Annotated in this window: 22 protein-coding genes; 1 reads left to right on the top strand and 21 read right to left on the bottom strand. The window is 51.6% G+C overall.

Annotation, left to right across the window (positions count from 1 at the left end):
• Positions 1–95: 95 nt before the first annotated feature.
• The 21 genes from HY879_17310 to HY879_17210 form a co-directional block, all read right to left on the bottom strand.
• On the bottom strand, positions 96–1,037 hold the full coding sequence (locus HY879_17310; protein MBI5605096.1) for a branched-chain amino acid ABC transporter permease: 942 nt from the start codon (positions 1,035–1,037) through the stop codon (positions 96–98).
• Positions 1,030–1,887, bottom strand: coding sequence for a branched-chain amino acid ABC transporter permease (locus tag HY879_17305; protein ID MBI5605095.1), 858 nt, complete (start codon positions 1,885–1,887; stop codon positions 1,030–1,032). The genes HY879_17310 and HY879_17305 overlap by 8 nt, the downstream gene beginning before the upstream one ends.
• Positions 1,888–1,897: 10 nt before the next feature.
• The gene (locus HY879_17300; GenBank protein MBI5605094.1) at positions 1,898–3,106 is read right to left on the bottom strand and encodes an ABC transporter substrate-binding protein; all 1,209 of its coding nucleotides are present in this window, start codon (positions 3,104–3,106) and stop codon (positions 1,898–1,900) included.
• Between the two features lie 100 nt (positions 3,107–3,206).
• Positions 3,207–4,349: an acyl-CoA dehydrogenase family protein gene (locus HY879_17295; GenBank protein ID MBI5605093.1), complete on the bottom strand. Its 1,143-nt coding sequence runs from the start codon at positions 4,347–4,349 to the stop codon at positions 3,207–3,209.
• A 179-nt stretch (positions 4,350–4,528) separates the two neighbouring features.
• Positions 4,529–5,716: an acetyl-CoA acetyltransferase gene (locus tag HY879_17290; protein ID MBI5605092.1), complete on the bottom strand. Its 1,188-nt coding sequence runs from the start codon at positions 5,714–5,716 to the stop codon at positions 4,529–4,531.
• A complete protein-coding gene (locus HY879_17285) occupies positions 5,709–7,157 on the bottom strand; it encodes a 3-hydroxy-3-methylglutaryl CoA synthase (protein ID MBI5605091.1) in 1,449 nt (482 codons plus the stop codon). Before HY879_17285 ends, HY879_17290 begins: the two co-directional genes overlap by 8 nt.
• Before the next feature lie 15 nt (positions 7,158–7,172).
• Positions 7,173–7,856 (bottom strand): GntR family transcriptional regulator, encoded by a 684-nt coding sequence (locus tag HY879_17280; GenBank protein MBI5605090.1) that lies wholly within the window; start codon positions 7,854–7,856, stop codon positions 7,173–7,175.
• A gap of 204 nt (positions 7,857–8,060) precedes the next feature.
• A complete protein-coding gene (locus HY879_17275) occupies positions 8,061–8,837 on the bottom strand; it encodes an enoyl-CoA hydratase/isomerase family protein (protein MBI5605089.1) in 777 nt (258 codons plus the stop codon).
• 119 nt (positions 8,838–8,956) lie between these two features.
• A complete protein-coding gene (locus HY879_17270; protein MBI5605088.1) occupies positions 8,957–10,120 on the bottom strand; it encodes an acyl-CoA dehydrogenase family protein in 1,164 nt (387 codons plus the stop codon).
• A 296-nt stretch (positions 10,121–10,416) separates the two neighbouring features.
• A complete protein-coding gene (locus HY879_17265; GenBank protein MBI5605087.1) occupies positions 10,417–11,904 on the bottom strand; it encodes an acyl-CoA carboxylase subunit beta in 1,488 nt (495 codons plus the stop codon).
• A 214-nt stretch (positions 11,905–12,118) separates the two neighbouring features.
• Complete coding sequence (locus HY879_17260; GenBank protein ID MBI5605086.1) at positions 12,119–13,273, bottom strand: ABC transporter substrate-binding protein; 1,155 nt, start codon at positions 13,271–13,273, stop codon at positions 12,119–12,121.
• A gap of 46 nt (positions 13,274–13,319) precedes the next feature.
• Positions 13,320–14,849, bottom strand: a complete 1,530-nt coding sequence (locus HY879_17255) for an AMP-binding protein (GenBank protein ID MBI5605085.1) — start codon at positions 14,847–14,849, stop codon at positions 13,320–13,322.
• Positions 14,850–14,893: 44 nt separating this feature from the next.
• Complete coding sequence (locus tag HY879_17250; GenBank protein MBI5605084.1) at positions 14,894–15,586, bottom strand: GntR family transcriptional regulator; 693 nt, start codon at positions 15,584–15,586, stop codon at positions 14,894–14,896.
• 351 nt (positions 15,587–15,937) lie between these two features.
• Positions 15,938–17,251, bottom strand: a complete 1,314-nt coding sequence (locus tag HY879_17245) for a CoA transferase (protein MBI5605083.1) — start codon at positions 17,249–17,251, stop codon at positions 15,938–15,940.
• Positions 17,252–17,466: 215 nt separating this feature from the next.
• Positions 17,467–18,678 (bottom strand): CoA transferase, encoded by a 1,212-nt coding sequence (locus HY879_17240; GenBank protein ID MBI5605082.1) that lies wholly within the window; start codon positions 18,676–18,678, stop codon positions 17,467–17,469.
• 300 nt (positions 18,679–18,978) lie between these two features.
• On the bottom strand, positions 18,979–19,683 hold the full coding sequence (locus HY879_17235) for an ABC transporter ATP-binding protein (GenBank protein ID MBI5605081.1): 705 nt from the start codon (positions 19,681–19,683) through the stop codon (positions 18,979–18,981).
• Positions 19,676–20,446: an ABC transporter ATP-binding protein gene (locus HY879_17230; GenBank protein ID MBI5605080.1), complete on the bottom strand. Its 771-nt coding sequence runs from the start codon at positions 20,444–20,446 to the stop codon at positions 19,676–19,678. The genes HY879_17235 and HY879_17230 overlap by 8 nt, the downstream gene beginning before the upstream one ends.
• A gap of 4 nt (positions 20,447–20,450) precedes the next feature.
• Complete coding sequence (locus HY879_17225; protein ID MBI5605079.1) at positions 20,451–21,395, bottom strand: branched-chain amino acid ABC transporter permease; 945 nt, start codon at positions 21,393–21,395, stop codon at positions 20,451–20,453.
• 8 nt (positions 21,396–21,403) lie between these two features.
• Positions 21,404–22,276, bottom strand: coding sequence for a branched-chain amino acid ABC transporter permease (locus HY879_17220; protein ID MBI5605078.1), 873 nt, complete (start codon positions 22,274–22,276; stop codon positions 21,404–21,406).
• A gap of 7 nt (positions 22,277–22,283) precedes the next feature.
• The gene (locus HY879_17215; GenBank protein ID MBI5605077.1) at positions 22,284–23,483 is read right to left on the bottom strand and encodes an ABC transporter substrate-binding protein; all 1,200 of its coding nucleotides are present in this window, start codon (positions 23,481–23,483) and stop codon (positions 22,284–22,286) included.
• A 44-nt stretch (positions 23,484–23,527) separates the two neighbouring features.
• Positions 23,528–24,721, bottom strand: a complete 1,194-nt coding sequence (locus tag HY879_17210) for a CoA transferase (GenBank protein MBI5605076.1) — start codon at positions 24,719–24,721, stop codon at positions 23,528–23,530.
• 825 nt (positions 24,722–25,546) lie between these two features.
• On the opposite strand from HY879_17210, the gene HY879_17205 reads away from it, so the two are divergent.
• A partial coding sequence (locus HY879_17205) for a sigma 54-interacting transcriptional regulator (protein MBI5605075.1) occupies positions 25,547–25,934 on the top strand: 388 nt, incomplete at its 3' end.

Raw genomic sequence — 25,934 nt, 5'->3', positions numbered from 1 at the left:
TAACAAAGACTCAAGGTTTCGGTTTAAGGTTCAACGTTGAACATTGAACCTCGCTTTTATTTCCTTCGACATTCATTATTCGTTATTCGATATTTTCATTCTTTGTGGCCTTTTTTTCTTCCCAACCGCGCCGGCAGCGTAATCAATCCTCCGGGCAGCAAAAACATGACCAGGATCAGAATAACGGCGTAAATCACCGGTTCATATTCCTTGGTTTCCCGTAAAAATTCAGGCACCAGGGTCATAAAAAATGAGCCCAAAAGGGGTCCGAAAACACCGCCGACCCCTCCGACGATGACAAAAAGGAGGCAATAAACGGATTGCCAGATGGTAAAAAACTCCGGACTGGCAAAATTATAGTAATGGACGTAAAAACTTCCACTCAACCCGGCGAAAAAACAGCCCAGACAGAAGGCAATCAGTTTGTATTTCATTATATTGATACCAAAGGATTGGGACAGATCGTCGCTTTCGTGAATGGCTGAAAAAATTTTTCCGATCCGGCTTTTATCAATACCCCTCATGACCAGAAAGGTCACTAGTGATATAAATAAAATCAGATAGTAGAAAGGGACCCGGCCGCTGAAAGGGATGGAAAAAAAAGGGGAGGGAGAGGGGATACCGGGAATCCCGCCGGACCCCCCTAAAAAACCGGGCCAGTTGACGATGATCAAGCGGACGATCTCGGCAAAGGCAAAGGTGATGATGGCAAAATAAACCCCTTTGATACGCAAGGTCGGATAGCCGATCAAAAGCGCCACCAGGGCCGCGATCAGGCCGGCCAGCGGCAGGGCCAGCCAGAAGGAAAACCCGGCCTTCATGACCAATAGAGCCGAGGCATAGGCCCCTACGGCCATATAGGCGGCATGTCCCAGGGTCAACTGTCCGGTGGACATGATCAGTCTGACCCCCCAGACGGAAGTCGCCCAGATCCCGGTGGTAATCAGGATGTGTAATATAAAAGGATCCTGGTTGAAGATCGGAAAAGCCGCCAGGAGAATGAATAAAATCAGATACCCCAATTTGCGCTTACCCATGGCCGAACAGTCCCTGGGGCTTAAAGATCAGGACCAGCATAACGATCACAAAGCCCAGGATCTCCGTTACCCCGCCTAAAAAGGTGTTCCCGATACTTTCTACAAATCCCAAGAGAAGACCCCCGGCAATCGCTCCGGGGATGCTGCCCATCCCGCCGATGACCACCACAACCAGGGCCTTGAGCACGGCATGGGTGCCGATGAAAGGATTGACCACAAAAAGGGGGGCCAGCAGGGACCCGGCGGCCCCGGCCAGGGCGGAACTGATGGCCATGCACATCATGAAGGTGGAATTGACCCCGATGCCCTGGAGGGCGGCCGCTTCCTGATCCTGGGCCACGGCCCGCATGGATTGTCCCATTTTGGTGAATTTAATAAACAAGGTTAAAGCGATCATCAGGACAATGGCCATGGCAATGACAAAGATCCTCTCCAGGGAAAGGGTGGCCCCTAAAAACCGGACAACCCCTGAAAAGACCGGCGTTACGGACTGGTCCTTCTCTCCGAAGACCAGAGGAGCCAGGCCGCCGATCAACATGGCCACGCCCAGGGCGATGACCACACTGGGGTCGTGTTGATCCCGGAAGGGCCGGAAGAAGAAATGATAGGTGATGACTCCCAGAAGGGCAACCAGGACCATGCTCAGCAACAGGGCTGAAAAATAATCCATCCCTAACCGTTCACACAGGAGGTAGGTGGCGAAGGCCCCTAACATATAAAAATCGCCATGGGCAAAGTTTAACAGCCGCATGATGCCATAGATCAGGCTGAAGCCGGAAGCAATTAAGGCATAGGTCAGCCCCAGCATCAGCCCGTTGACCAGGACCTGTATAAAAAATGGGAAACTCATTAATCGCCCTTTAATGAATGACCGGCATCATGGTGCCCCGGTTGACCAATTTCCCGTTAATCAGTTCGGAGATATAGACCGGGGTGACGATCTGGTGTTTGATCCCGTAGTATTCCTTGCCCCCGAATCGGGCCTTCCCATAAATTGAATTCCATTCCTCCGTCTTATCCAGTATCTCTTTCACCTTGGTCGTATCCAGACTTCCGGCTTTTTCAATGGCCTGGGCCAGGATCTCCAGGTAGAGGGTATACTTGGGCGTTACCGGATCGAATGGTTTTCCAAACTGGGCCAGGTAATCCTCAACATACTTTTTTTGGGCTTCCGTATTAAAGGCCCCCAACAGATCATGGGTATTGCTGATATGGCCTTCGGCATTCTGAGTCCCGGCGATCTTGCAGAATTCTGGCGGGTCGATGGTCGTCGCCGCAAAGGTCTTGCCTTTGAAACCCAACTCCCGGGCCTGTTTGACGATCAGGGCCTGATCACCAGGAGGGGCACCGGTAAAGTCGATGACATCCGGATTCTGGAGGATGAGTTTATTCAGGAGGGGATAGAAATCCGAGGTCCCCCGTTCATAAAATTGGGAGAAGACGATTTTGAGATTGTTCTTTTCGGCGTTCCGTCGGCAGTCCTTCTCCACCGACCAGCCGCTGGCATCATTGGGCTCGATAAAGGCCACGGTCTTTGCTTTCGGATAATTTTTGACCAGCCAGGGATACATGGCCGGCAGGATCTCATTGGAGGTCAGGACCATGCGGTAGCTGTAGGGTTTATCCGGAGACAGGACCTCTTTGGCAAAGGAATTGAGGAAAAAAAGAATTTTTTTGGGCTCCGTAATGGGCTGAACGGCCAACAGGACCGCGGAAGATTGAGAACCCAGGATAAATTTCACCCCGTCCCGGTTGACCAGTTTTTCTGCAGCCATCCGGCCGGTGGCGGCATTAAACTTATCGTCCTCCCAAATAATCTCCAAACGGTATTTATCACCAGCCACATTCAAACCACCCCGGCCATTAATCTCCTTCTGGACAATGGTTATAGCCCTCTGGGCGGCAATACCCCAGACCGCCCCTTTCCCGGACAACGGGAAAATCGCCCCGATCTTAAGGACTTTTTCGGCCGCAGAACAGACCAGCGGGGTCAGAAAGAAAATTCCGATGAAGAAACATAAACAAAAAATGCCCAGGCTGCTTTTCATACAATGCTTTGCTTCTTTCATTTCTTTGATCCTCCTTTGGTTTAGTTCTAAAATAATGTTGATTACTTTTCAGTTTTTACTCCGAACTCCGAACACCGAACTCCAAACTTTATTTCATCCCTTACAACCCCAACTCATTGGCAATAACCAGATGCTGAATCTCGGAAGTGCCTTCCGTGACGGTAAAGAGCCGTCCGTCCCGCCAGAAACGCTGAATGGGGTACTCCATCATATAGCCGTAGCCCCCATGGATCTGCATAGCATCGGCCAGGATCTTCTGGAGAATTTCAGCGGTGAACAATTTAACCATGGAGGACTCTTTGCGGACCTTCTTCCCCTGGTCGTACATCCAGGCCACCCGATAGGTATAGCTGCGCATGATATCCAGATACATGGCCATTTCGGCAATGCGGAAACGGTTGATCTGGTATTTTCCGATCGGTTTTCCGAATTGGATGCGCTCTTTGGCATATTTGGCCGTTAATTCGTAAGCGGCCTGCCCGGTGCCGGTACAGCGGGCCCCGTAAGTGATGCGGCCCGAGATCAGGGTATCGGCCAACTGGGCAAAGCCGCCCCCTTCTTTTTCTCCGATCATGTTTTTGGCCGACACCCGGCAATCCTCAAAGACCAGTTCTCCGGTCTCGGCAGAGCAGTTGCCCACTTTGTCCAGCTTGCGGGAAACCAGAAATCCCGGGGTGCCTTTTTCGACGATAAACAGGTTGATCCCTTCCCCCCTCCGGGTAGGATCGGTATAGGCGGCCACGATCACGTAATCACAGATAGGCCCGTTGGTGATAAACATCTTGGTCCCGTTGATGATATAGTCATTGCCATCCTTGACCGCTTTGGTTTTTATGGCCGCAGCGTCTGAGCCCACATCCGGTTCGGTCAGCCCGAAAGCCCCGATCTTTTCCCCCCGAATGGCCGGCAAAAGAAAGCGCTCTTTTTGTTCCTCGGACCCGAAACGGAAAATCGGGGCCGTTGCCAAGCCACTCTGGACCATCAGGCTGCCGGCAATACCCACATCGATGCGGCAGAGCTCTTCCACCATGATGCATTCGGTGATCTTATCTCCGCCGCCCCCTCCCATCTCCAGGGGATACCGGGGGCATAAAAAAGCCTGTTCGCCCATTTTCTTAAAGAGTTGTATGGGAAAAGTGTGTGTCGCCTCGGCTTCATCTACCAAAGGGACGATCTCTCTTTCGGCAAATTCCCGGATGGCCTCCCGGAACATCCGATTCTCTTCGCTTATTTCAAAATCCATCTAAGTTTTCCTCCTGAAATAGGTATTTGGCAAGAGGCAATGGGCTATAGGCTATGGGCAGGGACGGGGGATCGAAGGTTTTAGGTTTAACGAAAACCCACCTACCGGATATCTTGTGCTGTTAACCCTTATTCCCGCTCGCCTATTGCCTATCGCCTATTGCCCATAGCCTGTTTTTTTCATCCTCTTTCATTCCCCAAAATGGCCACGGCGCTAATCTGGGGCGGTCCGCCGAAGGTATGGGCCAGACCCAGCCTGGGGTTCTTGATCTGCCGTTCAGGCAGATCCGCCTTGCCCTGTAATTGTTTATAGACCTCATAGGTCATGCGCAATCCGCTGGCCCCGACCGGATGTCCGAAACACTTCAACCCGCCGTCGACATTAACCGGCAATCCCCCCTGGCGGGTAAAAAACCCGGAGTCCACGTCCTCTTTGGCCCTGCCCCTGGGACTGAAGCCGAAATCTTCATAGATCAGCAACTCGGTAATGGAAAAGCAGTCGTGGACCTCGGCCAGACTGAGTTCTTCCCGGGGATTTTTGATCCCGGCCATTTCATAGGCCTTCCGGGATGAGTTGACCAGGGCATTAAAACTGGTCCAACTGAAATCGGGCCTGAAATGAGGAATCATGGCATCGGTCGAGATACCGAAGCCTTTGAGGTAAATCGGATCGGCCCGGAAGGACCTGGCCTTTTCAGGGGTGGTAATGATGGCACAGGCCGCTCCGTCGCTGTTTCCGCAACAATCAAAAAGTCCTAATGGCCAGGCGATGATGGGGGCCTTAAGCACTGTATCCACGGTGATCTGGTTTCTGAAATGGGCCTTGGGGCAGAGACTGCCGTTATCGTGATTTTTGACTTCGATCTTGGCCATGGTTATCTTGCCCTCTTCCATGGGTATTCCATAGGTCTTGAAATAGCGCTCGGCAATCAACCCAAAAGAACCGGGAGAAGTCCGGCGGGCCTCATAAACCGGATGCATCCCCCTCCCCGTACCCAGTCCGGGAAATCCCGTATCTTTCAGTTTCTCCACGCCCAAGGCCATGACCAGATCATAGGCCCCGCTGGCCACGGCCATACAGGCCTCCAGAAGGGCGATGTGTCCGGAGGTACACCAGTTTTCATTGCGGATAACCGGGATGTTCCCCAGCTTCAATCCATCGGCGGCCAGGGAACCGGAAACACCGATGACCGGGGCCATCAAGGTGGAAAGCCAACAGGCCTCCAGGTCCTTGGCCTCTATGCCGGCATCGCCGTAAGCCTCGTACACCGCCTCGATGGCCAAATCCACAGCCCCCATATCCCACCGCTCCCCGAACTTGGAGCAGCCCATACCGATAATGGCCACTTTATCTTTTATGCTACCCATTGGTCACGTCCTCCTTGTTCACCGGCCGCAATTTCCAAAAATAGTTATGTATGCCCATGCCGTCATAAATCCTTCGAAAGGTCAGTTCCACCGGCATCCCTATCTGGACTACCGACGGATTACAGTCGGTCATCATGCCGTAAAAGCGGACTTTCTCTTCCCCCAGATCGGCAATGGTCTGGATCACCACCGGGTCGTCGCTCCGGCCGGCCAGGTTATCTAATGAAAAGGTAAAAACTTCCCCCTGATAATTGGAAATGGGTACTTCTACGAATTGATCCTTTGATTGGCAATGGTAGCAAATCCGTTGAATCGGAAAAGTCGTCTTGCCGCAGGCCTGGCAGCGGCTGCCATGTCCCCTGAGGATGCTGCCGGCTTCCCGCCAGGTTGCCGTGGCCGATGGAAACAGGCGAAAGGGTTCCCCGGGAAGGGTCTCGATCAGTCCCTTATAACTTAAGAAACGGGCATAGGAAGAGAGCATTAACTTTTGCTCCAGGAGTGTTTGCAATTTCCGTTGGCTGCTCCTTTGGCCGATTTCCCCGGTCGCCCTGAAAAGCAGGGCGTCGGCGCCATCGGCATAATTGGCCAGCAGCAGTAAATCTCCCGGTTCGGCTTCTTCCAAAGCAGCCACCAGCATCAGTAAGGCTTGGGCCGCCCCACAATAGCCTATGGAGGAAATCAAAGGGTCCTGGACCTGGGTTTTCATATCAAACCCCAATTTTTTGGCCAACCCCTGAAGGGTCCTTGGGTCCGGGGCCGGGAAAACGGCCCTGGTGATGTCCTTCGGTTCCAGCCCATATTTTTTTAAAATCCCCCGGACGACTTCGCTCATGGTATTGGTATAACCCTCACCCAGGATAAAGCGGCTTTCCCAGGTGCGGACAAAGGTATCTTCCGGATTTCTCCAGACATCATGCATTTCATTACAGATCGAGTATTCCCCCTCAAGGGTTGCCAGAAGATCTTGGTCTCCGATTAAGACAGCCGCCGCCCCGTCCCCGAAACTCTGCTCCTGGTCCGACCTGGGGTAGCCCAGTCGACAGTCGGCAGCAGTGACCAAAGCTCTTCGGGCCGAACCGCACCGGACTGAATCCAAGGCTGCTTTCAAGGCCCCGGTGCCTGCTCGTAAGGAATAACCGAAATCGGCCGTCACCAGTTCCCGGTTCAGATCCAGGGCCGAGGCCATAACCGCCGAATTCATCTTTTCTTTATAGGGAGCGCTGGTGGTAGCAAAAAATAGTCCGTCAATTTTTTCCAGGCTGTCGCCATGCAGGCAATTGCGGGCCGCCTCGACCGCCAGGGTAATGGCATCTTCGTCATTATTGGCCACGGTTCGTTCCCCACCCAGGGAGGAGCGGCCCCAACTGGCTGCGATAAGATTTCGATCTATTCTATACTTGGGCAAATAACTGCCGCATAATTGGATTCCGATCTTACCCATACCTATCCTTTCTTTTTATTTCTGAGAGTTTAAAAACTGAATAAACCGCTCCAGGGCGATCAGGATATGCTCCTTAACCAGGGCCTCCAGGCGGTCGGCATCCTTTTTTATAAAGCAGTCTAAAATCTTTCGATGAACCTGGATGGCATATTCAAATGATTCCTGAACATAAAGATAGGAATACCTGAACCAGATGGCCTGATTTCTCAGGTTGTCCAGGATCTCTATCAGGGTATCGTTTCGACTGGCCCTTATAAAGACATCATGGTACTCGCTGTGATACTTGAGATAGGATTTAAAATTATTATTTTGGGCTGCCTCTCCCATCCTGGTAAAGGCGGTTTCCATTTTTTCAATATCCTCTGGGGTGAGATGGGGAAGGGCTAAGCGGGCGGCCAGGCTTTCCAGATTGGCCCTGACCGGAAAGTTCTCCTCGATGTCCTTCTGGACAATCTTCCGGACGTACGTCCCCTTCCTGGGAATGCTGGTGACCAGACCCTTTTTTTCCAGGATGCGGAAAGATTCCCGGATCGGCGAGCGGCTGACCCCGAATTGCCGTTGAAGCTCATTTTCAACCAGCCGCCCCCCCATTTCGAATTGACCATCCACAATGGCATGGGTCAAAAATTCCGTGATCTGTTCCACCAGAGGGAGGGAAAATTGGGGGCTGAATGCTCTTTTTTTATTTAAAGGGGGCACGTTTATAGGTCCTTTTTTAGTAGACTGTCGACTGACGACTGGTTTAATTTATTATTAATCTTTTGTCAAGTTTTTTTTAACTTTAAACTAAATTCAGAATCCCCCCGGCTTGGTCGGGGGGGTTATTTATAACGGTATCAGAGGGGTTGAAGAAATATTGACAGGACAGGTTTTTGAACTTCAATAAAGGCCTCAAGGCCCCTTTTATTTACCGCAAAAAACCGGGCTCCTCTTCTCTAAAAAGGCCCTTCGCCCTTCATCGAAATCCCGGCTGTTGAAAGCTACGGCCTGCATGGTCGATTCCATCTCCAAAAAGGTATCCAGATCGGCCGGCCAGTGGTTCAGGGCGGACTTGATCATGGCATAGGATTGACCTGGGCCCTGCACCAAACGTTGGGCCATGGCCCGGGCCTCTTCTTCCAGTTTTTCCGCCGGCACCACCCGGTTGACCATTCCCAGGCTTTCGGCCTGGTGAGGATCTATAACGTCTCCGAAAAACATCAGTTCCTTGGCCCTGGGAACCCCGATCCTTAAAGGCAGGAGGTAAAAAAGGCCCAGATCAGGCACCAGTCCTATCTTGCTGAAACTCACAGCAAAACGGGCCTCTTCCGAGGCTATTATAAAATCACAGGCCAGGGCGACGCTGACCCCGGCCCCGGCCGCCACCCCATTAATAGCCCCGATGATCGGCTTCTCCAGTCCCAACATGGTCTTTATCAGGATATGGCCTTTTTTCAGCCGCAGACGGCCGGCCACCGGATTGACCCCTTCCATGGTCCGAATATCCCCGCCGGAGGAAAAGGCCTTTCCGGACCCGGTAAGAATGATAGCCTTCACCGCCTCATCCTCACCCAGTTTCATAAACATTTCGGCCATGGTCATCCGAACCTCTAGACTCAAGGCGTTCCGGACCTCCGGAAGGTTCAAGGTGATCCTGGCTACGCCTTGATTCACATCGAGTAAGATTGGATTTTCATTCATGAATATAGCTCCTTCCGTATCTTTTTAGGATCTTGAAATTCAACAACATTATTAGACAGGATTTACAGGATCATCTGGAAAATACATATAAATCATTTTTTATCCTGTCAAACAATTTTTTAATGGTTGGCCTTCCGGTATCCCAGGGCATCGGTGGCGATGATCATCTTCTGAATATTGGCCGATCCCTCTAAGATCTGGTAGAGTTTGGCATCTCGGAAGAGCCTTTCCACGGCATATTCGCTGGAATAGCCATAGGCTCCCAAGATCCGGAGAGCGCCGTCAGCCACCCTGGAGGCCACGTCGCAGGCGAAGTATTTGGCCATGCTTGTCTCTAAGGTATTATGAGTATTTCCCCCATCCTTTTCCTGGGCGCAACTGTAGGTCATCAACCGGGCCGCTTCCGTTTCCACGATCATCCGGGCCAGCTCTTCCTGAACCATCTGGAATTTTCCTATAGCGTTGCCGAATTGTTCTCTTTCCCGGGCATATTTTACCGCCTCATCAATCAGGCCCTGGCTCACCCCGACGGCCCCGGCGGCAGCCGTCAGCCGGGTATTGTCCAGCCCGGCCATGACGCACTCAAAGCCTTTTCCTTCCAGTCCGCCCAACAGGTTTTCGGCCGGAACCTCGACTTCATCAAAAAAGATCTCCCCGGTGGGGCAGGCCATCCAACCCATTTTTTCCGCCGTGGGACCAGTGCTGACCCCCTTGGATTTCATTTCCACGATCAGAGCGGAGAGTCCCTTATATTTCCTGGATGGATCGGTATAGGCATAGATAATCCCCACATCGGCCACCTGGGCGTAGGTGATCCAGTTTTTGGAACCCGTTAAAATATAGGTATTGCCTTTTTTGACAGCTTTGGTCTTTATCCCGCCCACGTCCGAGCCGGCGTTGGGTTCGGTGATACCGATACACCCCAGGATTTCGGCCTTGACCAGCCTGGATATATATTTTTCCTTTTGGAACTCTGTTCCGAATTGGAAGATTTCCCGGGCCGTGCCCATGGTCTGCATATTAAAGGCGGCCCGTATGGACCCGCTGACCCTGGCGATCTCTTCGGTTACGACCGCATGGGCCAAAAAACCCAAATTAGATCCGCCGTATTCTTCCGGCAAAGGGCATCCAAAAAAACCCAATTCCCCCATTTTAGTAATGATGTCCTTTTGGAAGGAATGATTCTTTTCATCTTCAGCCACCCGGGGCAGAATTTCCGCCCTGGCAAATTTCCGTGCCATTGCACGGAGGGCCTGAACTTCGTCACTTAGTGGATAGTACATTTTTTATTCTCTCCTTAGAAACCTAACATACAATAATCATAAAATATTTGGTATCAGTTTAGCTTTTTGAAAACACATCGACAACTTCTCCGTCATTTCCGTGAAAACGGGAATGACTTAGCGAGAAAGCTTGTAGGGTGGGTGGAGTGAAACGGAACCCACCAATAAACCTGATGGGGTTCACTTCATTTTTTTATTGGTGGGTTTCACTTCGTTACACCCACCCTACAGGAGATCAAAGCTCAATAGATCGAACTTTGAACTACCAACTCGTAACCCGTAACGCGTACCCCCTCTTACAATGGAATATTACCATGTTTTTTGGGAAGCCTGGGTTGTTTTTTCCCTGAAAGCCAATTAAGGGATTTGATCAAGATCGGCCGGGTTGTTTTCGGCTCGATAATATCATTAATGTGCCGCAAAGACGCCGCCCGCAAGGGATTGACATAGCGGTCATAATAATCCCGGTAAAGGGCCTCAACTCTTTGTTCATTCGCCCCGGCCTCGGCCAGTTCCTTTCGGAACAATATGCTGGCCGCCGTTTTGGGGGCCACGCTGGAGATCTCCGCCCCCGGCCAGGCATAGACGAAATCCGCCCCGATATACTGGCTGCCCATGGCGATATAGGCCCCGGCATAGGCTTTCCGGACGATGATGGTTATTTTGGGAACCGTGGCCTCGGCATAGGCGTGAAGCAATTTGGCCCCTTTATAAATCATGCCCCCCTGTTCCATTTCCTTGCCGATCAGATAAGCCGGAGAATCCTGAAAGGTGATGATCGGAATATTGAAGGCATCGCAGAATCGAACGAAACGGGCCGCCTTTTCAGCCGCCTTAATATCAATCACCCCTCCCAGATGGTTCGGTTGATTGGCCACGATGCCGACGCTCTGTCCGGCCAGCCGGGAAAAACCGGTGATCATGTTCCGGGCAAAATCGGGCTTCATTTCCATGAAGGTCTGTTGGTCGAAGATCGGGCCTATAACCTTCTTCATATCAAAGGGCCGATGGGATGCTTCCGGGACGATCCGGTTCAAGACATCCTCACACCGCTCCGGGTCGTCATCATTCGGGAAGTACGGCGTGGGGTCCTGGCAATTCAGGGGCAGAAAATCCAAAAGGTTTCTGGTTTGCTGCAGGACTTCTTCTTCGGTATCTCCCAAAACATCCACCACACCACTCACCCTGGAGTGCATCACCGCCCCCCCCAGCTCTTCATCGCTGATCTCCCTGCCGGTCTGAGCCTTGACAAAAGCCGGCCCGGCAATATAAATGGCGCTACCTTTGGTCATAAGGATAAAGTCCGTAAGACCCGGGGAATAGGCCTGACCTCCGGCCACCACCCCCAGAATAACAGAAATCTGAGGGATCAGACCGGAATAGAGGCTGTTTCTTTTAAAAAGCTGGCCGAACATCTCCATGGGACCTAATGTTTCATGAAGTCGGAGTCCACCGGAGTGACAGATGCCGATGACCGGCGCCCCGGCTTCGGCCGCCGTATCCATGAGGGCGCAGATTTTCTTTCCATGCATCTCCCCATAGGTGCCGCCCAGGGCCAAAAAATCCTGCGCATAAACCGCGACTTTCCTTCCGTTGATCCGTCCGAAGCCCGTAATCACGCCATCGGCCGGAATCTCTCTTTTATCCATTCCGAATTCCCGGTAATGGTGGGTGGCCAACCTGTCCAGTTCGAAGAAGCTTCCGGGATCCAATAGTTTTTGGATCCTTTCCCGGGGCGGGAGCAAGCCTTGTTTATCATCTATGTTATTTTCAACTGTAACCACTACACTCCTATACTATCTTTTCAAGCCTGACCCTGATCAGAAACAGCCACACACGGACCGGCTATCTTCGAACACGGAAAAGGGTTTTAAAATATAATGGTTAAGGTAAATTAAGACGCCGATTTTCGCCGATAACCGCAGGTTCAAGAAATAAGCTCAAAGCGAAAATCTGCAACCTGCATTTTGCAACTTGCAACTTAAAATTTTCTTTTCCCTAATTGATCGGGATCAGTTTCCCTTTTTGGTACCGGCCTATTTTAAGGATCAGGACCCCATCGCCGTCTTCCTTAAAAGATTTCATTCCATAGAGATTGTGGTTCTCATTAATCGGAAAAATCGTGGGAGCGGCTTGACGTATTTTAACCGCGTCGGTAGTCGTACCGGCCTTTTGCATGGCCTGGGTGATAATATGGACCATGGAGTAGCAAGCCATACCGTACATGCTGATCGGTTCCTTGTATCCCATGGCCGGATACAATTGGCTCTTATAACGGGTCACACCCGGTGGCGGAGGAAGTTGGGCATAATAGGAAAGGGGTTTTAAATAGCCTTCAATTATATCCGGTCCCGTCAGTTTCTCGCCCATGGCCTGGAAGCCTGTGGAAACGGCAAAGGGGGTCTTGATCCCCAGCTCATGGGCCTGTTTGATGACCCCGGCCGCTGCTTCATCATAGGCCGAAAGCATGATCACATCGGGGTTAGCGCCCTTGATCTTGGTCAGTTGCCCCCGAAAATCGGTCTGGGTGCGTTGATCCAGCCACTCATTAGCCACTATCTTGATCCCCAATTTATCAAAGGCCCCCTGATAGGCCTTGGCCGAGGATTTGCCGTAATCGCTTACATCGGAAATCATGGCATAGGTCTTGACTTTCAATAAGTTCATGGTCTCTTTGACCAGGCTCATGGCATCTTCCTCGATGGATTGTTGATGGCGCAGGACCAACTTGTTACCCACCTTGGTGGCCTGGGGATGTCTGAAAAAACCGATCAGCAAAACGCCCATCTTCTCGTTTTTTTCCAGCATGGCCATGATAGAACCGCTGATGTTTTGAATAATCACCGGGACCTCATATTTGTCCTTCAATCGTTGCATCCCGGCTACGGCCTTGGCCCCGACCCCTTCATCATCATAGGTCCGGATCGTTACCTTATACTTCTTCCCGGCCACTAATACCCCGCCGGCGTCATTGATCTCCTTGGCGGCAATCATGGCCCCGTGCATGGCGTCGATCCCGATATAAGCCGCCGGTCCGGTCAAGGGGTCGGTAAAGCCGATATTGATCTCCTGACTCACAGCCTTACTATGAAAGATAAAAAATAATGCCGAACACCAGAAAACAACTACCGCACCTTTCAGGATTCCCTTCATTTGATGCCTCCTCAAAAATTTTTTTTATACTCCCCGCCTAATTCTTTCACTTTCGACCTGCCAGATACATCTTCTTAAGCTCGAACTTTTTGACCTTACCCAGACCGGTTTCCGGAAATTCTTCAACAACCATTATTTCTTTGGGAAGTTTATAACCGGCCAGGTCTTTTCGGCAGTGCTCTCTTATTTCGTCAAGAGTCGGTTCCCGCTTCCCCCGGGGTATGATGGCAGCCACCACCCGCTCACCCCACTTGGCATCGGGGGCGGCGAAACAAGCGGCCCGGAAAATATCGGGATGTTTGGCCAGGACCTCTTCCACCTCCCGGCTGGAGATATTTTCCGCTCCGCTGACAATGATGTCCTTCTTACGGTGGGACAAAAAGAGAAAGCCTTCCTCATCCTCCCAGGCACAATCGCCGGTGTGTAACCAGCCATTTCTCAAGACTTCGGCCGTAGCTTCCGGCTGGTGATAATACCCCTTCATGACATTGGGTCCCTGGACAACGATTTCTCCGATCTGTCCTTTGGGGACTTCGTTATCCTGATCATCAAAGAGTTTCAATTTAAGGAAGGGAAGAGGCAGTCCGATGCTGCCGCACTTGGCCATCGATTGTTCGGCCGGGAGGCAGGTTAAATTCGGCCCCCCCTCCGTCAGTCCGTAAATATTATGGATTCCTTTAAAGTTGGGGAAATATTCCCGAAGGGCCTGTTGGGCCGTCACACCCAGGGCGTCACCGCCTGAAGTAATTGAGGTGACCGACGAGGTGTCATAATCGCCAGGACGGCAATTTTCCATCAACATCATAAACACCGTCGGGGGGGCCGATATGAAGGTGATCTTTTCCCGTTCAATATCTTCCATCAGGTATTGCAGGTCGAATCTTTCATGGAGGATGATGGTGGTACCCCGGCTCAAGCGGGCGGTGCAGATGCTGTTCAGGGCGGCGCTGTGAAACAGGGGACCGACCACATAGACGACATCCGATTCCCTGTCTTGCCTGGCGGCGCCGATATTGACGGAATTCCAGCAGACATTATCATGGGATAAAAGAACCCCCTTGGGACGCCCCGTGGTGCCCGAAGTATAGAGCAATTGGCAGGGATCATTACCGCTGACTGAAACCGCGTGGTCCATCAGGGAAGAAGATTCAATCAAATTCTCATACAGTTTCAAATCCGGTGAGGAAGGTGAGGTGCCATATAATCGCTCAAACAAGCGGGGATCTGTAATGGCAGCAAGTACTGCCTCCCGGCATTTTTCATCCACAAACAAAACCGACGGCTCCGAATCAGCCAACAGGAAAGCCAGCTCTTTGGGGCTGGCACGAAAATTTAGGGGGGTGAACAGGGCTCCGACAGTGACGGCCGCCAGATAGATTTCCAGCATCTCCCTGCAATTCCACATGACCGTGGCAACACGGTCCCCTTTTTCAAGGCCGAGACGGCCTAAGGCCGAAGACAATCTGAGTACCCGTTTACGCAATTGTCGGTAGGTTAAGCGGGTATCTTTAAATACCAGTGCCGTTTTATCCGGAAAGCGTGCCGCTGAAAAATCAAGAAAACTGCCTACATTCACAATATGGGCTCCTGCCTGTTTGCAAATTGGCGGGTTGGATTTTTTTATTGGCTTAGGATCTGGAAATTACCCTCTTCATCAAAAACCGAGGCCTTCAACACCCGGGCCAGTAGACTCTCGATATGTTTGCGGACGCTGGTTTCCGCCGCCGCGGCATCCCCTTTGGCAAAGGCTTTAAGAACCTGATCATGTTCGGCTATGGTGGTTTTGAATAATTCCGGCGTTTGGTTATATAGACAGGAGACCCACAACCCGATCACCCGTTTCATCATGGGACGGATGGCCTGTCTAAGGGTCTGATTCTCGCAGGCCCTGACATAGAAACGGTGAAAATTGAAATTTTGTTCAATGCAGGCCGTAATATCTTTGACCCGGTAACTTCTTTTCAGCTCCTCGTTGATCTGTTGAAATTCTTCGAGCTGAGCAGGACCGATCCGGGGCAAGGTTAAAAAAGCCGCGCCCCCTTCCAGGCGGGCCAGGACCGGAATGGTTTCCAATAAATCCTCCCGGGTGATTTTACGGACATGCTTGTTTTTATAGGCACTGACTACTACTAAACGGTCGGCTTCCAGCAAACGAATGGCCTCCCGGATGGGGGCCCGGCTGACCCCGAAGTGCTCCTGCAATTCCTGCTCTCTCAGGGACTGCCCGGGGGCCAGAGAACCGTCCATGATGCCTTCGCAAAGGGCCTTGTAAATCTGCTCGACAATCGATCCCGGCTTACAGGATTTTAACATGATGACTTCCTCGTTAGGGGTTTTGTAGATTTTAGTAAAGTCAATATTACGATTGTCGACAATTGTCAAGTTAAAAAATCCCCTCTTTCACAATTTAAGTCCGTTCAATTCGTAAAAAATCGCCGAACCCCGCGAAACTTCATTCCGGCGAAAGCCGGAATCCAGGGCATTCAATTACTTCCGGACCCCGGCTTTCGCCGGGGTGACGGCATTGGGGACTTTTCACAGGGTTGTCAAGTCCCACTTGCAACTTGAACCCTGAAACTTTCCTTCAACAGATCCCCGATCCCTGATCCCTGATCCCCGACCCCCGACCCCCGATCCCCGAATGCTGTTTTTTTAACTTTCCGGTCAGGGAATGGATGGGATGAAATCCATCCCGATATGGCCTTCCTCTTCCAACCGGGCGTATTCCTCGTCCGAGACGCCGATGACCTTTTTGTAGACATATTCGTTGTGCTCTCCCAGCCGGCATGGGGGCAAGCGCAAGGCATTGGGCGTTTTGGAGGCCTTCCAGTCGAGTCCGTGATAGAGATGGGTGCCGCAGTCTTCCTGGGTCAAGGGCTGGAAAAAACCCCGCTCATCAAGCTGGGGATCCTTATAGGCATCTTCGGCATTGAAGACCGCACCGGCCGGGACCCCGGCTGCCTGAAGCCGGTGCATCAGCATTATAGGATCCTGCCGGATCGTCCATTCTTCCACCAACCCGTCCAGGGCCTCCTGATTTTTGACACGACTTTGGGCATCGGCAAAGCGATCCTCCCGGGTCCAGGGAGGATCCTCCATAATCCGGCAAAGGGCCTGCCATTCCTTTTCCGAGGTGACGGTGATATTGATCCAGCGGTCATCCCCCTGGCAGCGGTAACAATTATGGGGGGCCGTGGCCAGCGAGGGGTCCCAGTTTCCGACCGTCTGCTGCACCCGGCCGTTCATGGTGTAATCCATGATAGACTGCCCCATTTGAGGAATCATGCTTTCAATCTGGGGTATCTCGATAAGCTGCCCCTTTCCGGTGCGATCCCTTTGACGCAGGGCCATCACCGCGGCAAAGGCAGCGGTGCCCCCGGAAACCGCATCGCAGTGAAAGGCACTGGTCAGCGAGGTGGGTGGCAAATCCCTGTAGCCCCGAATAGCGCTATGACCGCAGGTATGTTCCATGTGCGATCCGAAGGCCCGATAATTCCGGTAGGGCCCGCTCAGGGCCCAGCCGGGCATCCGGATCATGATGATATCCGGTTTCTGTTCCTGGAGCTTTTCATAGGTAATGCCCATTTTATCCAGGGTATCCGGTGAGTTGTTTTCTATAAAAATATCCGCTTCCCCGATCAACCTCCAGAATATATCCATCCCTTCCGGCCGGCTTAGATCCACTGTCATGGAAAGCTTATTTCTGGCATGGGTATTGAACCAGGGAAATCGGTTCCAGGACCTGGGGTGGGCCTTCCATCCCGGATATCCCCGATACCAGGGCAAAGAGGTTTGGCGGTTTATGGTATCCTGCGGCGGCCTGGCCTGGGTGCCCCGGGTATGGACCATCCAGTGCTGACAGGACTCTATCCGAATGACCTCCGCCCCCCAGTCGGCCAGAATCTGCGTCGCATAGGGTCCGGCCCAGACCACGGTGATATCCACCACCCTTATTCCTTCAAGATACAACCCCTCCATTATATAATCTCCTTAGTTCGAAAATTGAATCCGATTTTCGATTTCGGATTTCGGATTTCGGAATTTTAAAGAAACTCTCCTTCGATATTCATTATTCGAAATTAAAAATTCGGTTTTTTCATGCTTCGTGGTGCTCACGCGGACATGAGGGCTTAGTGCGAATATAGAATTTTTTAATGTAGAACAGCCGCCCTCGGCTGTTTCCAAAATACTGTCTAAATGACCCCATCCTCTTTAAGCTTCGTTATTTCCTCTTCCGAATACCCCATGGCTCCGAAGACTTCCCCGTTATGCTGGCCGAGAAGCGGCGCCGGACTTCTAATATCCCAGGCCATCCCTTCAGCACGGTAAGGGGCCCCCGGATAAAGGAGCTTGCCGGTTACAGGGTGCTCTATCTCCTGCCAATAATTTCTCTTCCGGTAGTGCGGGTCTTCCAGGAGATCCTCAGAATTAAAAATGGGGCCGCTCAGGATATTGGCCTTTTGGGCCGCTGCCCATAATTCATTCCGGGTGCGCTCCATCAACCAGGGCTGGAAGATACTTGAAAGGAACTCCTCTTTGCGCTGCCCGTCCGCCTGGGCTTCGGCCGTGCCATAATCCCGGGTAAGTTCGGGCCGTCCCAGCATACGGGCTACCCTGGGAAAGAAGACCACGCCGCCTCCGGCCAGATCAAAAAAGCCGTCCTTGCAGGGATAGACGCCATAGGGATACTGAATGGTTCCGGAGGCCTGCCTCTCATCATAGTCGCCGCAATACTGATAAGCCGTCAGGTCCGTTGAGGCCCGGTCGATGTCCCCCCGGGTTACCTCATAAGCCGAGACATCAATATGCTCTCCATAGCCCCTTTTTTCCGCCCCATAAAGGGCCAGCATGGCGGCCGTGGCCGCCATGACCCCCACCTGACAGGAGGTCACCGTACCCCCGAGGCGCAAAGGCTCCCGTTCCGGAAGACCGGTCCAGAACATGGCCCCGCCCATGCCATAGATAATCATGTCCGTGGCCTTGAACTCTTTATACGGTCCGGTCTGTCCGAAACTGGAGATGGAAACCATAATCAGCCTGGGATTTAATTTTTCCAACACCTCATAACCGAGTCCCAGGTCCGGCATGACATGGGGACGGAAGCTTTCCACCAGCAGGTCCGAATCCTTAACCAGTTCCTTGAAAATGGTCCGGCCCGTCTCCGTCTTCAGGTTGAGTGTGATGCCCCGTTTATTGGTGTTCAGATGCAAAAACAAACCGCTTTTCTCGGGATGCGGATCATCCTTAAAAAACGGGGGCAGGTTCCTGGCCGGGTCTCCGGAACCCGGCCGTTCCAACTTGATGACGTCGGCCCCGGAATCGGCCATGTATTTAGTACAATAAGGTCCGGCAATGTGCCAGGTGAGATCGAGTACTTTAATGCCGGTTAGCCCTTGATCAACCATGCAATCCTCTTCAATGAAACCATAGACAGTTAAAATATCTCTGTAACCCATTATAAATTAGGACGCAGATTTTCGTCGATACCCGCAGGTTCAAGAAATAAGCTCAAAGCTGAAAGCTCAAAGCGAAAACCTGCAACCTGAATCTTGCCACTTGAAACTTGAAACTTTTTTCAAGTTAAATCCTGGTAATCTGTGTTCATCTGTGTCCAAATGCAAATTCCTAAATTATCGAGTTGCGTGTTGTACGTTGGGTGTGAAATGGTTTTGATTTCTTAACCCGCAACAGCCTTTCCCTTCGTTTCATCCCCCCAGGTAGGCTTTGATGACATGGTCGTTATCAATCAGTTCGGAGGCCTTTCCCTGGAGCGTTATGGCCCCCGTTTCCAGGACATAGGCCTTATGGGCCAATTCCAGGGCCATTCGGGCGTTTTGCTCCACAAGCAAAATGGTGGTTCCTTGCTGACTGATCCGGTGGATGATGGAAAAAATTTCATCCACGATGATCGGTCCCAGTCCCAGAGAAGGTTCGTCGAGCATCAGAAGTTTGGGGCGGGCCATCAGGGACCGGGCGATGGCCAGCATCTGCTGTTGGCCGCCGGAAAGGGTCCCTCCGGACTGGGCCTGTTTCTCTTTGAGAATCGGGAAAAAAGACATGACCTCTTCCATATCCTGAGAAACGCCGGCCCGGTCATTCCGGCAATAGGCCCCTATCTCCAGATTTTCCTTCACCGTGAGTTCGGAAAAAATCCGCCTTCCCTCCGGGCAGTGGGCAATGCCTTTCCGGACGATCGCTTCGGGCGACAGGCTATTGATCTCCTGTCCCAAGAATTCGATGGTCCCGGAGGAGATCCCTTTCAGGCCCGAGATGCCCTTCAGGGTGGTTGTTTTCCCCGCCCCATTGGCCCCGATGAAGGCGACGATCTCCCCGGCCTCGATATCAAGGGATACTTCTTTCAAGACCTGGATATTGCTGTAATGGACGGATAGACTTCTAATCTTAAGCATGGCTTCTCCTGCCCAGGTAGGCTTCGACCACCTGGGGGTTGGTCCTGATTTCGTCAGGTGTGCCTTCAGCGATCTTTGTCCCGAAATTCAAGACCACAAGGCGATCACAGATATTCATGACCACCTTCATGTCGTGCTCGATCAGAATCGTGGCGATCCCCCAGCCGCTGATTTTTCGAACCAACTCCATAAGGACTTCCGTCTCATGGTGCCTCATTCCGGCAAAAGGTTCATCGAGAAGGATAAGGGCCGGGTCCGTGGCCAGGGCCATGGCAATCATCAGCATGCGCTGCTCGGCATTAGTCAGATTATGGGGATAATCTTTCGCCTTTGACCCGAGGCCGGTATCTTCCAGGATCTCTCCTGCCTTTTCAAAGGCTTTTCGCTCTTCTTCTCTCGTCGCACCTGGGATAGCCAGTGCCCCCCAAAGCCCTGATTTTAAGCGGCAATGCCGGGAAATCAACATATTGGTTAAAACGGTTTCCTCAAAAAAGAGGGAGGTGGTCTGGAAGGTTCGGGAGATTCCCTGCCTGGCTATCCGGTAGGGTTTTTCCCCTCCGATCTCTTGCCCCTTGAACCGGATCTTCCCGTTCGTGGGATGGTGAAGCCCGGTAATCAGATTAAAGACCGTAGTTTTACCGGCCCCATTGGGCCCGATAAGGCCCAAAATTTCTTGAGGACTGGAAAGGGAAAAATTCAGTTTGGTTACGGCAGCTAATCCACCGAAAGATTTACAGACCTCTTCCATTTCAAGGATGTTCATTTAATTATCCTCTGGATGACTTAAAATACTCCTGCCATTTTCCTACGATGCCCCGGGGCATGAAGATCATGACCATAATCAGAATGATGCCGAAGGCCACCCGTCCGTAGACCGGTTCAAATCCGAAAAATTTAGGCAGGCCCAGAACAAACAGGGCACCGACTATGGGCCCCAGAAGGGTCTGGGCCCCACCCACCACCACCATGACCAGCATGTCGAAGGATTCGTGAAGTCCGAAATCCTTCGGGCAGATATAACGCAGATAATGGGCATACAGGCTTCCGGCCAATCCGGCAAAAACAGCAGCGATAATAAAGGCAGTCAATTTGTAGCGCATCGAATTAATACCTAGGGACCAGGCCAGGGTCTCGTTGTTCCGAACCCCGATAAAGGCCCGTCCGACCCGGGACCGTAAAAGGCGACTGATGACCAGGACGGTAAACAACAGGAAAAAGCCCACCAGAAAATAATAATGGATAGGATTCTTAAAAGACAGGGCTGCCCCATTAAAAAGGGAGATGGGCTCCGGACTTTTGATCCCCGATAACCCGTCCGGACCGTTGGTCAGGGAGATCCAGTTATTCAACACCATGGCGATAAGCACCCCGAAGGACATGGTAGTGATGGAAAAATAGATCCCCCTGGTTTTGAGCGAAGGAAAGCCGACGAAAAGGCCGAAGAGACCGCTGACGACCCCGGATAGGGGCAGGGTTATCCAGAAGGGCCAATGGGCAAAGGTCAACAGAGCCGAGGTATAGGCCCCGATGCCATAGAACCCGGCATGACAGAGGGAAAGTTGTCCCACATAGCCCACCACCAGGCACAGGCTCAGGGTCAGAATAGCATGAATTTCGATGATAACGGCCAGGTGGAGCAGCGTCTTGGAGAGGAAAAAAGGTAAAATAACCAGCGCCGTCAGAAGTGTTACCAAACCGATCTTGTTTTTCATAAAAATCCTTATCCCTCTTTTTTTCCGAATAACCCGGTGGGTTTAATCATCAGGACCACAATCAAAGCCAAAAAAGCGAACCCGTCTTTATACTGGGAGGAAAGGTAGCCGGCGCCCAGGCTTTCGGCTATGCCCAGAACATACCCGCCAAAAATCGCCCCCGGGATGGAACCCATGCCTCCGATGACGATCACCACAAAGGCCTTGAGGATAGGACTCAAGCCCATGGCCGGAAAAACCGAAAAAATCGGCCCGACCAGGGCCCCGGCGGCCGCAGCCAGGGCCGAACTGACGGCAAAGACCGTAGCCGAGATACGATGGATCGGGATACCCATCAATCGAGCCACCTCGGAATCCAGGGCCACGGCCCGGATGGCCTTACCCATTTTGGTTCGCTGAATAAACAGGTAAAGTAAGAAGATCAAAAGAACGGCTACGATGAAGACCAGGAGACGCTGGATGGTTAATGTGAGGCTCAGGAAGGAAATTGTTTTGGTGGCATAGGGTGAGGGCAACATGCGTTCTTCGCCGCCCCAGAGAATAAAAGCCAGATTCTCCAGGACAATGAAGAGCCCCAGGGCGACAATAAGCCCGTTGATATGGGGGGCGGAATGGACCGGCCGGAAGACCATGCGCTCCAGAATGATGCCCAAAAGGGCCATGAGTCCCATGGCCGCAAGCATAGCCAGCCAGATATTCCATCCCCAGAGCGTGACCATCCAATAGGTGGCAAAGGCGCCGAGCATGTAGAGTTGTCCATGGGCAAAATTGCCGATGTGCAGGATGCCGAATATCAGGGTCAAACCCAGGGCCACCATGGCATAAATCGACCCGACCACCAATCCGTTGATCACCTGTTGCAGAAAGATGGCTGTTCCCATTTGGCCCCTACTCCACCCCGATTTCCTTCAGGCTGGAAATGGTCTTGATACGAACCAGTTTACCGTTCTGCAGCAGGTTGGAGCTGATATAATAATTCTTGGCCAGCCCTGAGGGCAAAAACCCGCCATGGGCCCCGGATATGAGCCTCCCCTGGGAATCCAGCTCGACGATGGCCTTGTCCACGGCCTCTCGAATCTTAAAAGCATCCGTGGCCGTTCCGGCGATTTCCGCCGCCCGGGTCAAATAAAGCATTTCGTCACGGACTAATGCGGCATAGGTCTCCGGTTCGGAACCAAAACGGTCTTTATATTTCTTGACAAATTCCTTATGGGCCTTATTGTCGATGATATGGAACCCGGAGAGGGGGATTAAAGTGTTTTCAGACACCTCCAGGCCGGCTTTTTTCAATTGATCGAACTTGACATAATCCGATCCCAGGATCAAAATCTTTTTCCCCAGGACCTCCCGGGCCTGACGGATGAGGGTTACCACCTCGGCTGCCGCCCCACCGATTTGGATTCCATCCGGATTTTTGGCCTTCAGCCGGGTGAGCTGAGGATAGAAGTCCGTAGAACCCATATCATACCACTCCACGGCCACCACTTCTCCGCCGAATTTTTTAAAATACTCGCTGAAGCGCTTCTCCACCGACCTCCCGAATCCGGTGGTATCCAGAAGAAGGGCCACTCGTTTCACCTTCAATATTTTGGCGGCAGTATAGGTGCTCAAGCCCATGGTCCATTTCTGGTTGGCTGTAGCGCTTAAGAGGAGCTTATTACCCTGTTCGAAGACTTCAGGAGTGGTATTATAAGAAGCAAAGATGATCTTCAGCTCTTCGTTGAATTTCAGGGAGGCCAGGGTGATGGGGGTCAATTGAGGTCCGAGGGAGATATGGATGCCCTTCTCGGCAAACAGACGCATCCCTTCCACGGCCTTAGCAGGCTTGGTCTCGTTATCAAATATTTCCAATTCGACCTTATGCTTTTCCCCTTTTATGGTGACCCCTCCCCGTTCGTTAATCTCTTCGGCCGTCAGGATGGCCCCATTTTTATCATGCCATCCTATAAAGGAGGCCGGCCCGGTTAAAGTGGTTGAGACCCCGATTTTTAAACCCTTGGGGCTTTGGGCCATGAGGTCGGGGGTTCCGATAAGAAATACTGACAAAAAAATACCCAGTAACCCAATAATAGTTCTTCCCTTTTTCATAATGCCTCCTTATTTTCTTAACGCTCAACCCACAACAGATAAATTCAGATGGCTTTTTCCTGTTCGAACCTTAAGAGATCATCCGGCTTATAGCCGAGAAGTCCGCAATAAACGGCCTCGTTGTCCTCTCCCAGAAAAGAGGCCCGTTTGGCCACCTGTCCGGGAGTCCTCGACAGCTTGATATCCACCCCGGGTACCGGCACCTTACCAGTGCCCGGATAATCGACTTCCACCAGCATTTCCCGGGCTTCCACCTGCGGCACCTCCAGAGACCCCGGAACATCATTAACCGGACCGCAAGGGACACCGGCCTTTTCCAGGTTCTGCCGGGCTTCGGCAACGGTCTTTTCTTTAATCCATTCGTTTAAAATAACATCGATCGACTCATAGTTCCGGTAGCGGCTCAGGTTATCCTTAAAACGGGGGTCGGAAATCAAATCTTCCCGGTCCATAACCCGGCATATACGACGCCAGATATTGTTGCCGATGATGTTGATCATCAGGTAACCGTCCCTGGCCCGGCAACTACCGCCATAGGCATAAAACCCGCAGTTACCGATTTGCTTTCGAAGTTCCCCGAGCATCTTATATTCAGCGGCGCAGCCCGATGCGGCGGTTATGGAAAAGGCTACATCGAAGAGGGCGATATCCACCAGTTGCCCCTGCCCGCTGGTTTTGCGCTCGAAGAGGGCCAGCATGGTCCCCAGGGCGGCCCGGGCGGCCGTATTGTAATCTATAAATGGCAGGGAGGCCTTGAGCGGCGGGGATCCCGGATAACCGGAGAAACTCATATAGCCGGACATGGCCTGGGCAATGGAATCAAAACAAAGCCGTTCGGCATAAGGGCCGGTTTGCCCGAAGCCAGAGATAGCCGTCACCACCAGAGCCGGATTGATACCGCTCAATCGTTTATAGGTGAGCAAGGCGGCCTCTTGTGATCCCATGGGGTAGTTATGCACGAGGACATCCATTTTTTTAACCAACTCTTCGAGGAGACCTTTTCCTCTTTCGGATCTTAAATTCAGGGTAATATTCTTTTTATTCCGCTGAACGGTCAACCCATAGGTGATAGGCTGGCCCTCCGAAGAAAAGGGCCCCAACTCCCGGTCCACCTTACCCCCGGGCGGTTCGGCCCGGATCACCTCCGCCCCATGGTCGGCCAGGAGCATACAGCAATAGGGAGCGGCCACATAGCTGCCCAGATCCAGAACCCTGATTCCTTCCAGTGCCCTTGTCATATTCGCCATCCTTTATGCTTTTTTGTAGACTGTCGACTGGCGACCGATATAATCAATTTTGAAAAAGAAGTCAATAATTTATTTATCGACTTTGTTTATTTACTTTTTAAGTGGATCAAGAAACGGGAAATGGAATCGGGCTGTAAGCCCCTTTTTTTAAGTCCTTAAAACCAACTCGTGGAGAAAAAATGGAATTTGTGTCTATCATTTTAAGATCACTCTATTCCGATCGTTGATTGCTGAAGGGTCATTTTTTGGAAAAGCGTGATTTTATCCCCGGTGAAGACTGCCAGGGAACGGTTCCGGGAAAGCCTGTTTCCCTTTTGAAATTTTATTAAGAATACTTTCATGCAAAGGTGATACCATTTTAATCAATACCCTCTCTTTTCCCTTCTTCAAATATCTATCATCTTGTTTTTTTAGATTATTCATTATTGGCGGTCGAATTTTAGTTAGAAACCAGAAACGGATTAACCAAACAGACCATTAGATGTGTGCAAAAAATTATACATTTTAAAAGACAATAGGCCCTTAAAAAGAAAATCTCGCCCATCGTAATGCCGTTAAGAACGCAAAAAGAATTAATATTGATGCATTCGTAAAAAGTCCAAAAGCGCCGTTTTACGTCATTCCCGTGAAAACGGGAATCCAGTGTTTTAATTAGTTATAAATAGCCTGGAGTCCCGCCTGCGCGGGAATGACGAGTTTTTACGAGACCATCAATATTGTTTAAATTATATACATTTTTTAAACCATTCCGCCAATTTTTATTGCCATATTGCTTCGAATTGTATAACTTATATACAAAATCTCCGGGCAGGCATCATGGGAAAAAAGCGAAATCAAAATATTAAGAAGGCACCTCCAACCGGGTTTGATCAATTGATCGGCGAAGACCCCAAGTTCAAAACGGCTCTTTTAACCGCTCAGAAAGCGGCCCGTACGGATGATCCGATTCTGATCTTGGGAGCCAGCGGCACGGGCAAGGAACTCCTGGCCCGGGCCATCCATCAGTCCAGCCGAAGGGCGGAAAAACCCTTCGGGGATGTACATTGTTCGGCCATTCCCGACCCCCTGATAGAAAGTGAACTCTTTGGATATGAGCGGGGGGCCTTTACCGGCGCCAAGGTCGAGGGAAGAACCGGCTATTTTGACGAGGCCCATGGAGGGACCCTTTTATTGGATGAAATCGGCGATGCCTCCCATCCGGTTC

It is taken from the genome of Deltaproteobacteria bacterium, assembly GCA_016219225.1.
Taxonomy (GTDB): Bacteria; Desulfobacterota; RBG-13-43-22; order RBG-13-43-22; family RBG-13-43-22; genus RBG-13-43-22.
Note: the sequence above shows the minus strand (reverse complement) of the source record. Positions and strands in the feature narration are given on the sequence as shown.